This window comes from Longilinea arvoryzae (assembly GCF_001050235.1).
Classification (GTDB): domain Bacteria; phylum Chloroflexota; class Anaerolineae; order Anaerolineales; family Anaerolineaceae; genus Longilinea; species Longilinea arvoryzae.
Genome location: NZ_DF967972.1, coordinates 1,603,779 through 1,618,467, shown reverse-complemented (window position 1 = coordinate 1,618,467; position 14,689 = coordinate 1,603,779). Strand labels below are relative to the sequence as shown.

General features: G+C 54.5%; 15 protein-coding genes. All 15 read right to left on the bottom strand.

Annotated elements, in window-relative coordinates; genetic code table 11:
* Positions 1–4: 4 nt before the first annotated feature.
* Complete coding sequence (kdpC, locus tag LARV_RS07215) at positions 5–577, bottom strand: potassium-transporting ATPase subunit KdpC (protein WP_075073001.1); 573 nt, start codon at positions 575–577, stop codon at positions 5–7.
* Positions 574–858 carry a hypothetical protein gene (locus LARV_RS07210; RefSeq protein ID WP_152031743.1) on the bottom strand — a complete coding sequence of 95 codons (285 nt, stop codon included), beginning with the start codon at positions 856–858 and terminating at the stop codon, positions 574–576. The genes kdpC and LARV_RS07210 overlap by 4 nt, the downstream gene beginning before the upstream one ends.
* A gap of 12 nt (positions 859–870) precedes the next feature.
* Positions 871–2,973: a potassium-transporting ATPase subunit KdpB gene (gene kdpB, locus LARV_RS07205; RefSeq protein ID WP_075072999.1), complete on the bottom strand. Its 2,103-nt coding sequence runs from the start codon at positions 2,971–2,973 to the stop codon at positions 871–873.
* 2 nt (positions 2,974–2,975) lie between these two features.
* On the bottom strand, positions 2,976–4,721 hold the full coding sequence (kdpA, locus tag LARV_RS07200) for a potassium-transporting ATPase subunit KdpA (RefSeq protein WP_075072998.1): 1,746 nt from the start codon (positions 4,719–4,721) through the stop codon (positions 2,976–2,978).
* Positions 4,721–4,810: a K(+)-transporting ATPase subunit F gene (gene kdpF, locus LARV_RS07195; RefSeq protein ID WP_075072997.1), complete on the bottom strand. Its 90-nt coding sequence runs from the start codon at positions 4,808–4,810 to the stop codon at positions 4,721–4,723. The genes kdpA and kdpF overlap by 1 nt, the downstream gene beginning before the upstream one ends.
* Before the next feature lie 309 nt (positions 4,811–5,119).
* Entirely contained in the window at positions 5,120–6,472 is a 1,353-nt protein-coding gene (locus tag LARV_RS07190) for a hypothetical protein (RefSeq protein ID WP_075072996.1), read from the bottom strand.
* Between the two features lie 96 nt (positions 6,473–6,568).
* Positions 6,569–7,597, bottom strand: a complete 1,029-nt coding sequence (locus LARV_RS07185) for a HAMP domain-containing protein (protein ID WP_083522398.1) — start codon at positions 7,595–7,597, stop codon at positions 6,569–6,571.
* A gap of 24 nt (positions 7,598–7,621) precedes the next feature.
* Positions 7,622–8,965, bottom strand: coding sequence for a hypothetical protein (locus LARV_RS07180; RefSeq protein WP_075072994.1), 1,344 nt, complete (start codon positions 8,963–8,965; stop codon positions 7,622–7,624).
* Between the two features lie 113 nt (positions 8,966–9,078).
* Positions 9,079–9,405, bottom strand: a complete 327-nt coding sequence (locus LARV_RS07175; protein WP_075072993.1) for a hypothetical protein — start codon at positions 9,403–9,405, stop codon at positions 9,079–9,081.
* A gap of 79 nt (positions 9,406–9,484) precedes the next feature.
* Positions 9,485–10,240, bottom strand: coding sequence for a MinD/ParA family ATP-binding protein (locus LARV_RS07170; RefSeq protein ID WP_075072992.1), 756 nt, complete (start codon positions 10,238–10,240; stop codon positions 9,485–9,487).
* 53 nt (positions 10,241–10,293) lie between these two features.
* Entirely contained in the window at positions 10,294–10,677 is a 384-nt protein-coding gene (locus LARV_RS07165) for a hypothetical protein (protein ID WP_075072991.1), read from the bottom strand.
* Between the two features lie 19 nt (positions 10,678–10,696).
* Positions 10,697–10,909 carry a hypothetical protein gene (locus LARV_RS07160; RefSeq protein WP_075072990.1) on the bottom strand — a complete coding sequence of 71 codons (213 nt, stop codon included), beginning with the start codon at positions 10,907–10,909 and terminating at the stop codon, positions 10,697–10,699.
* An 11-nt stretch (positions 10,910–10,920) separates the two neighbouring features.
* Positions 10,921–11,700, bottom strand: coding sequence for a MinD/ParA family ATP-binding protein (locus LARV_RS07155; RefSeq protein WP_075072989.1), 780 nt, complete (start codon positions 11,698–11,700; stop codon positions 10,921–10,923).
* Positions 11,701–12,056: 356 nt separating this feature from the next.
* Positions 12,057–13,196: a PrsW family intramembrane metalloprotease gene (locus LARV_RS07150; protein WP_075072988.1), complete on the bottom strand. Its 1,140-nt coding sequence runs from the start codon at positions 13,194–13,196 to the stop codon at positions 12,057–12,059.
* A gap of 124 nt (positions 13,197–13,320) precedes the next feature.
* Positions 13,321–14,689: TolB family protein (locus LARV_RS07145; RefSeq protein WP_172797806.1), on the bottom strand; the 1,369-nt coding region annotated here is incomplete at its 5' end.

Below are 14,689 nucleotides of genomic sequence, written 5' to 3'. Positions count from 1 at the left end.
AAAATTATTGTATCCCATCCAATGCGAGATTGATCTCGAGCACGTTGACCGTTTTCTCGCCAAGCACGCCAAATATCCGGCCGCGGGTATATTCCTGGATCAACGCATCAACCTGATCGATGGAAAGCCCGCGTGCACCTGCCACTCTGGCAGCCTGATATTCCGCGGCTGCAACACTGATATCCGGGTCCAGACCGCTGGCCGAAGCAGTTACCAGATCGACCGGAACCGGTAAATTGTTTTCCGGGTCGGCGTTCTTCAGGTCGCGAAGACGCGTCTCAACCTGTTTTTGTAAATCCGGGTTCAAGGCGCTGTAATTCGATCCACCCGAAGCGGAAGCGTTATAAGGAACGCCGGTCGTCGCTGAAAGCCTTCCCCAGAAATATTCGGGGGCATCGAATTGTTGTCCAATCAAAGCCGACCCAACGGTCCGTCCATCCAGCATAATCAGGTTGCCGTTGGCCTGGTTGGGGAAGATCAACTGCGCCAGACCGGTGATCAAGGATGGGTAGATCAACCCGGTCAGAATCGCGAAGGTAATCAGGAGGGTGAACGCGGGTCTGAGCTGTTTCATCATTTGCTTTTCTCCGAACGACTTTCCTCATCCAGAAAATGAATCTCCAGATAGTGATCGTCGTCTTTGTTTAAATTTCTGGACGCCAGGTAGTTTCTTTCACTCAGATCGATCCAGCGATTGAGTAAGTAGAAAAAGATCAGCAAGAAACCGATCGCGACCAATTTGTGGTCAGTCAGGTTGATCTTCAGTTTTTCCTCCCAGAATAATCCACCGAGGAAAATCCCGGCCAGAATAATCGGAGGAGCCCAGCCAAGCAGTACACGTAAGGTTTTCATCTTCACATCTCCTGGTGTTCAATGGACAATTCCAAGGAACGCGAGTAGCAAATCGATCAATTTGATCCCAATGAATGGGGCAATCAACCCACCCAGGCCATAAATAAGCAGGTTATCACGCAGCAATTGTTCAGCGCCCACCGCCCGATAAGGCACTCCCTTAAGCGCCAGCGGAATCAGGGCAATGATGATCAAAGCATTGAAAATCACCGCCGAAAGGATCGCGCTCTCCGGGGAGGTCAGGTGCATGAAGTTGAGCGCCCCTAATTGTGGATAAGTCGAAGCAAAAGCTGCCGGAATGATGGCGAAGTATTTGGATACATCGTTGGCGATGCTGAATGTGGTCAGTGAACCCCGGGTCATGAGCAGTTGTTTGCCAATCTCGACAATTTCAATGAGCTTGGTTGGATTGCTATCCAAATCCACCATGTTGGCCGCCTCGCGCGCCGGCTGCGTTCCGGTGTTCATGGCCACCGCCACGTCCGCCTGGGCCAGGGCAGGAGCGTCATTTGTCCCGTCTCCGGTCATTGCAACCAGTTTTCCGGCTTCCTGGTATTGCCGGATCAGCGATAATTTCTTCTCCGGCGTGGCCTGGGCCAGGAAATCGTCCACCCCGGCTTCGGCGGAAATCGCGGCGGCGGTCAGCGGGTTGTCGCCGGTGATCATCACCGTTTTAATACCCATCCGGCGAAGCTGAGAGAATCGTTCCTTCAACCCGCCTTTGACGATGTCCTTGAGGTGAATGACGCCTAGGGGAACGCTGTTACGCGCAACCACAAGCGGGGTTCCCCCGCTGCGTGCGATCGAATCGACAATTTGGGACAGTTCGGTGAACGCTGAGGTGCCATTCGATTCCAGGTACTGGTACATGGCCTCTGGAGATCCCTTGCGAATATAGGAACCATCGAAATCCACCCCGCTCATCCGGGTTTGAGCGGTGAACGGGATAAATTTCATTCCCTGTGGAGCGATATCGGTCGAGGTCAATGTCCGACCTCGCAGCCCGTACTTTTCCTTCGCCAGGACAACGATAGACCGGCCTTCCGGGGTCTCATCCGCCAGGGAAGATAATTGGGCTGCCTCGGCCAACGAATCCGGTTCAATATTTCCAACCGGTATGAAATCCACGGCTTGCCGGTTTCCCAGGGTAATCGTGCCTGTTTTATCCAGCAGCAAGACGTCGACATCGCCTGCCGCTTCCACCGCGCGACCGGAAAGGGCGATGACATTACGCTGGATCAGGCGGTCCATTCCGGCAATGCCGATCGCGGAAAGCAGACCGCCGATCGTGGTCGGGATGAGACACACCAGAAGCGCCACCAGCACGGTGATCGTGATCGGCGTCCCCTGCCCGGCCGCTCGAATGCTGAAGAGCGAAAAAGGCAGCAAAGTGATACACACAATCAAGAAGATGATCGTAAAAGAAGCCAGTAGAATGCTCAAGGCAATTTCATTCGGCGTTTTTTGCCGTTTTGCGCCTTCGACCAGGCCAATCATCCGATCCAGGAAGCCTTCACCCGGGTTGGCGGTTACTTTTACGACCAGCCAATCCGAAAGGATGCGGGTTCCACCGGTTACGGCGCTGCGGTCACCACCCGACTCGCGAATGACTGGCGCGGATTCGCCCGTCACCGCCGATTCATCGACAGAGGCGATGCCTTCGACAATTTCCCCATCCGCAGGCAAAATATCGCCAGCCTCAACCAGAAATAGATCTCCCTGGCGCAAAGCCGAAGATGGAGTGGTCGAATATTTACCCGGATGTTCTCCTTTTCGCGGAATTTGAGACAGTCTCTTTGCGCTCGTTTCCTTGCGCGTCCGGCGCAGCGATTCTGCCTGAGCTTTTCCACGCCCTTCGGCAAGCGCTTCAGAAAAGTTGGCGAACAGCACCGTGAACCATAGCCAGATGCAGATCGTTCCTACAAACCAGGCTGAAGCCTCGCCCTTACCCAGGAGAGATTGAATCCAAAGGCCGGTCGTTAGAACACTGCCAACTTCAACGACAAACATCACGGGATTACGCACCATCCGGCGTGGATTCAATTTCACAAATGCATCCAGAAACGCCCGTTGGTAGAGCTCCCTTCGAAAAGTACTGGAATTCTTCCGCAACGTTCTCATATTCAAGCGCCTATCATCAGTAAATGCTCGATGACCGGCCCCAAAGCCAGGGCCGGAACAAAATTCAACGCTCCGACCACAATGACGATGGCAATGAGCCAGCCAATAAACAGGGGGGATGTGGTCGAGAGGGTGCCCGCGCCGGGGACGGCTTTCTTTTTCGAAACCAGCGATCCAGCCAGGGCCAGAGTCGGGATTGCCAGCCAGAATCGCCCGATCAACATGGCCGCCGCGCCGGTCAGGTTATAGAAAGCCGAATTTCCGGAAAGTCCGGCAAAAGCGCTGCCGTTGTTGTTTCCCTGGGATGTGAAGGCATACAGGATTTGACTGAACCCATGCGGCCCGGGGTTGCTGATGGCCGCCTGTCCGGCGCCGGTCACCGACGCCAGAGCTGTCAGGCCCAATACCACAATCGGCATGATCAGGATCAATAACGCCGCCATTTTCATCTCGAAAGGTTCGATTTTCTTTCCCAGATATTCGGGGGTCCGGCCGACCATCAACCCGGCCACGAAAACTGCCACGATGACAAAGACCAGCATGCCGTACAGGCCGGAACCAACGCCACCCAAAACCACCTCTCCAAATTCCATCATCAAGAGCAGAACCAATCCGCCCAGCGGCGTGTAGGAATCATGCATGCTGTCCACGGCGCCGGTGGATGTGGCCGTCGTGACGGTAGCAAACAGCGTGGAAGGTGCAATTCCAAACCGATCTTCCTTGCCCTCCATGTTGCCGCCCGGATTGATGTTTGTGGCACCTTGATCCACTCCCAGTTTCGAGAACACTGGATTCCCCGCCGATTCCGATGCATAAGCAAATCCGGCAAAAACGCATAGCAAGATCATCATGGCGATGAAAATCGCCCAGCCCTGCCTTGTATCCCCGACCATCCTGCCAAAGGTGTAAGTCAGCGCCGCGGGGAGGAGGGTCTCGGCAAGGATGAGCAGGAAATTCGTCAGCGCATTTGGATTTTCGAAGGGGTGAGCGGCATTGGCGTTGAAGAAACCACCGCCATTGGTGCCCAGGTGCTTGATCGCCAGTTGGGAAGCCACCGGGCCAACTGCGATCACCTGCTGATGGATCGTCTCACCACCTGAGGTCGTGGATGGCTGGAGTACATTGGCAGTGATCGATTGAGAGAAGGTTTGGACCACTCCTTGTGAAACCAGGATCATCGCTAACAGGATGGACAATGGAATCAAGATATACACAACGCTGCGCGTAAGGTCCGCCCAAAAATTACCCAGTGTCTGTACATTGTGGCGCGCGAATGCGCGGATCAAAGCCATGGCAATCGCCAGCCCGGAGGCGGCTGACAGAAAGTTTTGAACGGTCAATCCGAGCATTTGAGAAAGATAGGAAAGCGTGGATTCGCCGCCGTAGTTTTGCCAGTTTGTGTTGGTAACGAAGCTGACGGCAGTGTTGAAAGCCAAATCCGAAGGCATCGCCTTCATTCCACCAGGATTCAGGGGCAATCCGTTTTGCGCACGAAGCAGAATAAACAAAAGCAGGATACCCAACAGGCTGAAAAGAAGTAAAGCGACAGCGTATTCTTTCCAGGTCATCTCCTCTTCTGGGTGCACACCGCTGATTCGGTAAATGAACCGCTCGACCGGCGCCAGGATCGGGGATACGAAGGTGCGCTCGCCCTGGTATACCCGCGCCATATAGAGGCCGACCGGTTTAACCAACAAAACCAATACCAGGACGAATAATATGATTTGGAACCAGCCTGTGAGCGTCATTAGAATTTCTCCGGTTTGAGCAAAGCTGCAAACAGGTAGATCAGCAACAGAAAGGCAACCACGCCGGTAATCACATAGAGAAACGTCATCGTCAATCCCTTAGCTTCTCAATTCCCTTGATCATCAGGAACGAAAGAGCGAAGAACAAGAGTAATGAGACGATCAAAACAAGATCACGCATTTGAGAAACCTCCAACTCTCAAACGGTTATACTCATATGAAAGTTAAGACGGTGTAAAGAAAAAAGAAATTCGGGGATGTTAAAACCAAAAACGCCCGGTGACGGGCGTTTTTGGTAATTTGGCATGTTTCGATGTCTTCAGTTGTCTACCCGACCGGTGAAAAAGATCAGGACAGGGAATGATTATCTTCCATTCCTCTCAGTGATTTTTCCGGGTCTACTGAACTTGAACGACCGGATGGAGCAGGAATTCCATTTCCTGCTTGATCTCCATCAGGTCGGCAATGCTTTCGCCCACAATCAGGCAGCCGAAATCGCCGGATTTCAGGGTGGATGAAACCGTAATCACCACACCGCGCTTCTCGGAGCAGATTGGGAACAGCACGGGAGACAACAATTCGAAGAGCTGGTCGAGGGAGGAGACGCCGGCCGCCTTTACCTGGTTGGAACTGAACAGGGCCACATCCTCAAGATAACGGTCGGTGAAGGCGAACCGGCCGAACTCGTGGGCGTGAGTCCCCCCGGTGCGGCGCGTGTTGATTTCCAGCAGGTAGACCCGGCCCTGTTGGTCGATGACCGTGTCCAGGTCGAAGTTGCCGACATAACCCAACTTTTGCAGTTGGCTGGCGATTCGCAGGCCGTTTTCAGCCAGCGGAGCATACCAATTCGCCTCCAAGTAGCTTTTCGAGATGATGACCCCGCTGAAACGACCCAACTGCCCAAAGTGCTGGTTGGAAAGATAGGTGATGAACGGTTCGCCGCAACCGAGCGGGGGTACGAAGAGTTCCAGAGATGGCGAAAGCCCGGCCTGGGGGCGGATGTATTCTTCCACGAGGACACTTTCGCCTGGACAAAAGGCATTGGATTGCAGTTCGGCCAGCAGGTTGGGATGCGCCACGTGGTGGTCGAAGTATTGAATGCCCAGGCCGCTCTCGCCGCGATCCGGCTTAACCATGCAATCCAATCCGCGGATCAGAAACCAGGTAATCGCCTCACTGGCGGAATGCCGGTCTTGCACGCCGAAGCCTCGCGGCAGGCGGACGGACTCGGTAATCCAATCCGGTGCATCCCGGCGAAAACCCAGCTTGGTATCATAGAAATCGCGGATTTCGATGTCCTTTTCAGCCGGGCTCTCTGGTAAATCAACGCGCAGGCCACAGGTTTCGCGTAGAAAACGGGCCAGGCGATACATCTCACGCGTGGCAGCATACGGAATCAGCCGAATGGCTTTACCCGGCCCGGCAAGTTGAACGATGTGCGCCACCGTCTGCGGATCATTCAGGATATCCAGGCTTAACTGATAGCTCGGTTTCCGGGGCGTGATCGAACGGGTCCCTTTATACCCATAGAGCTGGCAAAGCCTCTCCGCGTCCGGAATCGAGGAACTGGCAATGACCAGTTTCTGGCTGCCCAGCCAGAAAAGCGCCCGGTCGCCGCGGTACTTGCGCTTTTCAAGGATGCTCGGATCCTCGAAGCGGGATAGAAATGGATAGAAAGTTTCCAGGTTGTTATAAATCACCACAACCGGCGGCTTTTGGGTGCAATGGGAGGGTTCGATGCTTCTATCCATTGTTTTACCTGTGAATCCCCCACTCAAGTCCTGCTTGAGCAGGGTCGTGTTCTAAGGCGGATCCGGATCTGCCGCGGGGCATTCCGGCGGACGCGCTCAACTCGAAGTGGCGTGCCGCTGGCGCATCAGAATGGCTTTCGATTTCAATTCCTTGAAGAAATCTGTATCGGCGATTTCGGCCACCTGGCGCTGGCGTTTGACGTCGTCGATCTCGATCTTCAATTGCTCCACCTGGGCGCGCAGGGATTGCTCGCGCTGGTAGATCTTGCTGGCCATCACGCCAAATACCGAGGTCAACGTATCGATTTCATCCGGGAAGCGCTCGTGGATCATCTGCGCGAAATCCTGGTTGTAATCGCCTTCACTGATTTTTTCGGCCACCCGGGTCAGTTTGCGGATCGGGGAGGTCAACGTGCGTGAAACCAGGTAGACCAGTACGAACAGGGTCAAATAAGTAATGGCGAAGGCGACCACGATTTTATCCAGGATGGCCTGGCGGACCCGGTTGACATAACTGGCCTCGAAGTCCATCCCCATCGCGCCCACAATTTTGCCCTGGGCATCCCGAATGGGCGTGTAGGCCGAGACCCACGAGCCATATTCATCCTCGTAGGTATCGAATTTTCCATCCGTGGTTCGAATGGTCATTTCCTTCAGGCCGGCCAACGAAAAGCCCTTGCTGATTTTGTGCTTGAGGAAGGTGGTCGCCCGGTTGGCGTCATAGCGCGCAAAAAGGTCGACCACGTAGATAATCTCGTTGGTTTCCTTACCCGGGATGTAGATATAGGGCCAGGCGCGCGGCTCGATCTGATGAACCGTGTCCAACCAGTTGAGCTGATCCTGGAAACGTGGGTCATCCGTAAAACCGTCCGCATTGGGCACGCCTTCATTTGCCAGCGCTAACAATTCCTCCGTGTTTACACCTTTGGCAGCGCCGCTGACCGTATTCTCCAAATCGTTCTGGATTTTATCCAACGCCGTATTGGTGGAATAGGTCAGGAACCAGTAGAAAGCTGCGGCAAACACCACGCTGAATACCAATGTGAATCCCAGCAGGAGTTTCCATCGCAGGCTGAAGAACAAAACTCTCTGAGACGGCTTTACATTCAATGCTACAGTGCCCATATCTTCATGCTCCGGTGAAAAGGATTAGAAGGTCAATTTATCCAAGAGGTCCGCGGCCATACCGCGTTGGCGACGCTTCAAACGCCAGTTGAGCAAACTGCTGTCATAGCAGGTGCGCATCTTTACGATCGACCAGATCGCGCCAATCGCCCCGGCAATCGCCACGGCAATATAGACTCCCGAAAGGTCCCGCCCAAATCCAAGGCCCAACAAAACGATGATTCCGGTAACCAGGCAGGCCGCGACCGTGCCGATTGCGGGCAGGTAGCTATCCATAAAGGTGCTGACCCGTCCACGCCGTTCTTCGGGCACCAGCGCCTCGAATGACTTCCGGGATGATTCGTCGACGGTCTCGCGCATTAGTTTGAGAGATACCATCGCCACCAATGCCATCGATAACCCCGGCAGGAAGAACATGCCCACCGAACCCAGGAGAGTCACGGTCGGCAGGATAAAGAACACATTCTTCAAATTCAGGCGGGAAATGATCTGGCTGGTGAAGAACGTCTGCATCAGGAAAGACAACAGGGTCGCGCCCAGGCGGTACAGGCTGTAGAACTGCTGGTAAGCGCCCTGCCCCGGGAAAGAGGCATCGGAAATGACCAGAAAGCGAAATTCGACGATCGTATCGCAGACTGCCATGGCCAGGATGGCGATGATCAGGTAGCGGAAGGAAGGCACGTTACTGATGAAGTCCCAGCCTTCAGCCATCGTTTCGCGAACGGTTTCCTTCGTCTGGGTTGTTTTCCGAATCTCTTGATTCTTTAGGCCGAAAACGATCAGCAAAAAGGCAATCAGATAGATCAGGACATTCAACGTAAGAATTTCTTCGGTTGGAATTCCAATCTTCGCAAAAAGCGCCGGTGAAGCTGCCGCAACGCCTATTCCCAGGATCTTGCCGACGAAACTCCAACTTGAGATGACCGGGAAAAGACGTTTGCTCTGGGCCATGTTACAGATGTCATTGGCCAGCACCCAGAAAATGAGCGGGAAGAAGATCAACTGCTGTTCCGCCACCAGGTACATGATGGCATAACTCAGCCATTCCGGAGCGTGGAACAGGAACAGCATCCGCAGGCAAATGAAGACCAGCATGAATACCAGGCAAATGCCAGCCAGCAGCTTTTTCCGGTCGAACTTATCCACGATCAGGGATTGGACCGCGCTGACGGCCAGCACAATCAGGTAATCGATGGCCATGACCAGCAGCATCGAGTTCACCCCGCTGGCCGAAAGGAAGCCGCTGAGGCCGACAATTCCAGCCACCTGCCGGGCCAGGGAATTTCCCAACAGTAAGAATCCCAGAATCAAAACGACTTTCAGTTCACCCGCTTGAAAAGCAGATCCGCGACCCTTTAATGACAGCATACCCCTCGGTTTTGTGTGGAACGTGAAGTTCTTGCTTCAATGCGATTGAGGATTGCGCGAATGGTTCATCGGCGCATTCCTCGGGTGACATAAATACTTGCCTCAATCGGCTGTCATTCGTCCAGCGCTTTCCAGATCCGTTCCGGCACCCGGTAATTTCGGGAAGAGCGAACCGGCACCTGGTATTGAAGTCCTTTCGCGGACCGTTCTTCCTCCACCAACCCCTTTTGCACCAGCAAATCCATCAAAGCCTGGCTGGTGGGCTCATCCTGGTCGAGAAAACTGGTGACGCTGTTGACCTGAACCAATTTTTGGCGCATGATCCAGGTGATGAACTGCCTGACGGCGGGAGGAAATGACAATAAATTGGTGACGTTCAATTCGACGTCCCTGGTGATCGGGGACACTTGCTCCAACTCGCGTATCAACTGCGCATACATTCTGCCCTCTTTCCATTTGTGCGACAGAGATCTCCGGGGCAATGGCATCACGTGCGTTGGCTTAAGAACTGATCGTCAATCAGGCAATCAGCCGGGCCGCCAGTTGCTTGTACAGAGCGCTGATGGGGTGATCAGGGTATTCCATCGTGAAAATACCCGCGCTGGCCAGGGTCATGACCTCATCCGAGTGCGGAATGATCGTCGCGACATCACAGTTGTAGATATTCTCGATCTTGGTCTTCAACTGCTTTTGATCGAAAGCCTGCGGCACTTTATTCACGACCAGGTACATGGTGGGGACGCCCAGCTTTCGGGCGATCTCGACCGTGACGCTGGTGCCCTGATAATCCTGTTGGTCGGGGCGCATGATGATTGCCAGCGCGTCCGAGATGGCAATCGAGAGCAGGGTCTCTTCGTTCAAACCCGGGTGCGTATCGATCACCAGCATGTCCAGGTTCAATTCGGAGATCAAATTCTGAAAGCCATCGTTCAGCAGGCCGACGTCGTACCCTTCGCGCAGCACACGGGCGATTTCACCCGCCTTGATCGAGGAAGGAATGAGGTAAATCTTGCCCGGAATATTCCTTTTCAGGTTCGCGGTCACATCGACTGCGGCATCGATAATGGTACATTTGCCCCACAGGTAGTCGTTGAGTGAATGCGCCATTTGAGCTTCATCCAGGTTGAACAGGACATGGATGCCGGGCGATTGAACATCCGTATCCACTACGCCGACACGCATTCCTTCCATAGCATAAATCGAAGCCAGATTGGCGCTGGTGTTCGATTTTCCGGTCCCGCCACGAAACGAATGCACGGAGATAATTTTTGCCATAGGTTCGATTCTCCCTCTGAAATTTCAATGCAAATTGAGAAGGATTTTTCCCTTCATTGCTGATCGGTGTGCTGCGCGGATGATTTTGCAATCCGATCATTCAGAGCAGCCCAGATATCCTGATCCAGTGCACTGCCGGCCTTGCGCCGCAGGTTAACCCGATAACTTAGAAATTCTCCCTCGCCGTTGGTGATCAACCAGTTCTGCTCGACCAGGGTCGCCAACGCACCGTCCAATTCTTCGCGCGTCATGCGGTTGGCCTGAGGGAACTCCGCGGCTACCTGCACCAGATGGTCATATTTAATGACAATCTCGCGCAGCATGAGCTTCATGATGCGCCGTAAATTCGGAGGTAAGTCCATGAGTTCCAGTGCACTGATGCCCTGTTCGCGTTTCTGGATGTCAAGCTGACGTTGCAGCCTGTCGAAAATGGTCATTTGGACCTCCACAGAGGGGTCACCACAACTCAGGCATGCCGATGGGCTCGGGCTGCGGTTCGCAAATTCCACACCAGATGACATTTGCTACAGCCAGGCCTTTGGGAGTCGAATTCGATCCCAGGAACATGGCCAGGAAAGCCGGCATGGTCTTGGCATGCTCTTTGCAAACAAAACGACCGCAGAAAAAACAGGCGGCGCGCGCCGGTTTTTCACATACCCAGCATTGCATATGACACCTCTTTAGGCAGTTTCCATGATAGTTTTTGCAATTTCGCGCAGCGATCGAGACCAGGGATGATCTGGATAGCGTAGCGAAAATATATCCGCACTGGCCATGTCTGCCACGTCTTCCGTGAGCGGCAGAACCCCGGCAACTTCCGCTTGATAAGTCTTTTCAACCTGCTCGCGAATCTGGGCGAAATTGTACCGGGTCAACACCTTATTAATGATCAGGAAAAGATTCGGGACATCCAGACCGCGCGCGATATCCACGGTCACCGAAGTACCCTGAAAGTCCTGCTGGTCGGGGCGCAGGATGATCATCAGGATATCCGAAACCGCGATCGACAGCAGGGTTTCTTCGTTCAACCCCGGATGTGTATCGATGAACAGGTAATCCAGCTTCATTTCCTTGAACAGGCGCTGCATGCCTTCGTTCAGGCGGGCGACATCATACCCATCCCGCAGCACACGGCTGATTTCACTGCTCTTGATGCTGGACGGCACCAACCAGAGTTGCTTTCCGGCCAGTTGTTTCAGACCGGGAAGTTCACTTCCATGCTCGCCGACCGGATAAGCCACATCCAGGATGTCGCATTCCGAGCGCAAATATTCATTCAGAGTATGGCCCATTTTGGCTTCGTTGAGGCCAAACAGAACATGAATACCCGGCGATTGGATATCCGTATCGATAATCCCGACGCGTTTGCCAGCCATGGCAACCTGCGCAGCAAGATTGGCGGTCAGATTTGATTTGCCAGTGCCACCCCGGAAGGAGTGAATTGATACGATGTTCCCCATAGGCCATTCCTTGATGCTGATATTCACTTTAAGAACTGCGGATCTACCGCAAGATTGGAAGAAGCGCTTTGTGGCTGATCTTACTTTCCTGGCCGGAAGCGGCAGGCAATTTCATTTTTAAGAATCCCGCCTGATTATCTCAACCATACTAGCATAAGTGGATCGGCCGATAAACTTGCAGGTGACTATCAATTTTACGATAACCCTTTCCGGTTGCATAGACTGTGCCCGCCCTGGATGGCGGTCGGCACCGTCTGGATGCATCTGGATCCTCCTTTCGCCTTGCAGGAATTTCACCTATTTCCGAAAAACGCGATCTTCCGGACCAATGCGCCGGTTGGTTTTAGGGCACCTCCTCAGGAGGCAGGCGTGTCTGAGGATGGCGCAGGCGTCTCACTTTTCTTTTCGGCCTGGCGCGATTGGAGATTGGCCCACAAATTGATGCCGCCGGTCGCCGGCCGCGCCGCCGCTTTTTCCTGAATGGCGGTTTCCAACCGGCCCCATAATGGGCTGGCGTCTTCAGGGAAGGTATAGCGCAGATATAGCATGGCGTAACTGCCCACATCCCGGCGGGCCGCGTCCATCTCGATCCGCAATCGGGCCATCTGTTCCTCCACCGAGCGCTTCATGCGTTCGTCGTTGAGTTTTTCCAACGACTTTCGCAGAATGCCCAGGCGGGCCTGGATGATCAGGAAGCGTTCGATCTGGGCGGCTTTCTTGTCGCCAAACCGCTGCGCCAGGGGTTTGAGGATCTCGTGCACATTCTGGATGCTTTGAACGGCGTTCGCCTCATGGACGGTCACCCGATCGTCCATTCCCAGCGTCTCTTCGATCCAGACTTTCTCCTCTTTCAACCCGCGCCGGATCGCCAGAGCGATGATGCCCGCCCCGCCCAATCCGCAGATGGCCGCGTAGACCAGCAGCAAACCACTATTGACCCGCGTCACCAGGTTGTTGAAGCCGATGTGCAGCAACATGGCCAGCATCAGACCCGCCAGGCTGACCAGCGCAACCCGAAAACCACGTTGGAAGCGAGCCAGCCCCAGGGCAATCCCCAGCAAACCACAGGTGGTGGCATGGATCAAATTGGTCGAAAGCACCCGCCCGATGGCCACCGAAAGCCCGGCATCCCTGGCCGCCAAAATGTACTGATAATTTTCGAAGATTGCGAAACCAATTCCGGCTGCGAAACCGTAAATTGCACCTTCCACGAAGTAAGTAAAATTCGGGCGGCGCACCAGATAAAGAAGCACCAGGCCCTTGCAAATCTCCTCCACGACCGGAGCCGAATAGCGGACGACACTGGTTCGTGGAAGCCAACCCAGGCTGATCGTGGTCCGGTTGATCATCGAAGCTGCCCAGAAACCCACCACCCCGGCCAGAAAACAGATCAACACGGAGCGAAAATTGCCAGTCTTGTACAAATCCAGCTTGTAGATCAAATACAGCGCCAACAATGGAATTAGAGAGGCAATAAGCAGGGCTATGATTTGCATGGTTTGACCTGGAATTTCATCAAAGACACGGATCCATCAAGATTGTCAAGCAAAACGCATTGGAATGAGGAAGGGACCGTCCTAAGGAAAAACTGGACGGTCCCTTTTGGCTATCTGGAACCGGTTAGTAACCGGTGCTGGAGATGTCGTTGGAAGGACGCCATTGTGACCATTTATCCGTGGAAGGATCGATCGTCATGTTGCCGGCTGTCCCACCCTTCCAGAAGACCATGAACACATTCGGGTTGTTGTCACGGGTGGAGGTAAAGGCCAGATTATTGCCGCCACAATCCCAGGTCGGGCCGCTGTCCGGACCTTCGAAATCGGTTACGCGGTATTCCTTTTTGGCTTTCAGGTCGTAAGAATACACGTCCAGGTTACCGTTCCGTTCAGACTGGTAGGCCAGGCGATAACCTTCGGGCGACCAGACGGCATTGTTCGTCATGCCATCCGTCGTGATCTGGATCAGGTTGCCGCCGTCGGTGTCGACCACGAACAGGTTGGTGCCTCCGTCCTGATCGGAGAGGAAGGCAATCTGTTTTCCATTGGGCGACCAGGCCGGGAAGGTCTCGTTCGCGGGCGAACTCGTGATCTGGTATTCGTTACCGGTGCTGAGGTTGAGCGCGAAGACGTCCCAGTTATTATTGCGATTGCTCTGGAAGACCACCCAATTCTTATCCGGAGAGAAGAACGGGTTGATATCTTCGGCCGGGTTGGTGGTCAACTGCCGTTCGACGAGCGTCTTCTGGTCGATGGTGAAGATATCGCTGTTGCCGTTGCGATCGCTCTGATAGACGATCGTGCGGCTGTCAGGGCCATACATTGGGTTGGTGTTGTTGGATGTCGTATTGGTCAGACGAACGGCCTGACCGCTGCCCAGGAGGTTGGTGGTGTACAACTCGACGTTTCCGTTGCGGTTGCTCTGGAAGACGATCGTGGTATCGTTTGGCGAACGGCTGGGGCGGCTGTCGACCGACTCACTCTTGGATAGGTTGTACAGCTTGTAGCCGGGCTGGCCTTCAATGCCATCCAACCGGTAGATCTCCAGGTTCCCATCCCGGAAGGTGTGGAAGATAAGGCACTGGACGCAGGGCTGTTGAGGCGCCGGCACAACCGTCGGAACCGGAACCGTGGGGGTTACGGTGGCCGTCGGCGTGCTCGTCACGGTCGCAGTCGGGGTAAACGTAGCTGTGGGCGTATTCGTCGCCGTGGCAGTTGGCGTAAAGGTTGCCGTCGGGGTGTTCGTTGCCGTGGCGGTCGGGGTGTGCGTGGCCGTAGCGGTTGGAGTGAAGGTCGCTGTTGGAGTATGCGTTGCTGTGGCGGTCGGTGTGTGTGTGGCTGTGGCCGTCGGCGTGTGCGTCGCAGTGGCGGTCGGTGTGTGTGTAGCCGTGGCCGTTGGGGTGTGCGTGGCCGTAGCGGTTGGAGTGAAGGTCGCCGTCGGCGTATTGGTCGCAGTGGCGGTCGGTGTGTGTGTAGCCGTGGCCGTCGGCGTG

What these genes read in the sequence shown, in the direction of transcription:
- LARV_RS07190 (WP_075072996.1), bottom strand. Translation starts at nt 6,472, where the DNA reads ATGGATAGAAGCATCGAACCCTCCCATTGCACCCAAAAGCCGCCGGTT.
- LARV_RS07175 (WP_075072993.1), bottom strand. Translation starts at nt 9,405, where the DNA reads ATGTATGCGCAGTTGATACGCGAGTTGGAGCAAGTGTCCCCGATCACC.
- LARV_RS07155 (WP_075072989.1), bottom strand. Translation starts at nt 11,700, where the DNA reads ATGGGGAACATCGTATCAATTCACTCCTTCCGGGGTGGCACTGGCAAA.
- LARV_RS07160 (WP_075072990.1), bottom strand. Translation starts at nt 10,909, where the DNA reads ATGCAATGCTGGGTATGTGAAAAACCGGCGCGCGCCGCCTGTTTTTTC.
- kdpA (WP_075072998.1), bottom strand. Translation starts at nt 4,721, where the DNA reads ATGACGCTCACAGGCTGGTTCCAAATCATATTATTCGTCCTGGTATTG.
- LARV_RS07180 (WP_075072994.1), bottom strand. Translation starts at nt 8,965, where the DNA reads ATGCTGTCATTAAAGGGTCGCGGATCTGCTTTTCAAGCGGGTGAACTG.
- kdpC (WP_075073001.1), bottom strand. Translation starts at nt 577, where the DNA reads ATGATGAAACAGCTCAGACCCGCGTTCACCCTCCTGATTACCTTCGCG.
- LARV_RS07150 (WP_075072988.1), bottom strand. Translation starts at nt 13,196, where the DNA reads ATGCAAATCATAGCCCTGCTTATTGCCTCTCTAATTCCATTGTTGGCG.
- kdpF (WP_075072997.1), bottom strand. Translation starts at nt 4,810, where the DNA reads ATGACGTTTCTCTATGTGATTACCGGCGTGGTTGCCTTTCTGTTGCTG.
- LARV_RS07165 (WP_075072991.1), bottom strand. Translation starts at nt 10,677, where the DNA reads ATGACCATTTTCGACAGGCTGCAACGTCAGCTTGACATCCAGAAACGC.
- kdpB (WP_075072999.1), bottom strand. Translation starts at nt 2,973, where the DNA reads ATGAGAACGTTGCGGAAGAATTCCAGTACTTTTCGAAGGGAGCTCTAC.
- LARV_RS07185 (WP_083522398.1), bottom strand. Translation starts at nt 7,597, where the DNA reads ATGGGCACTGTAGCATTGAATGTAAAGCCGTCTCAGAGAGTTTTGTTC.
- LARV_RS07170 (WP_075072992.1), bottom strand. Translation starts at nt 10,240, where the DNA reads ATGGCAAAAATTATCTCCGTGCATTCGTTTCGTGGCGGGACCGGAAAA.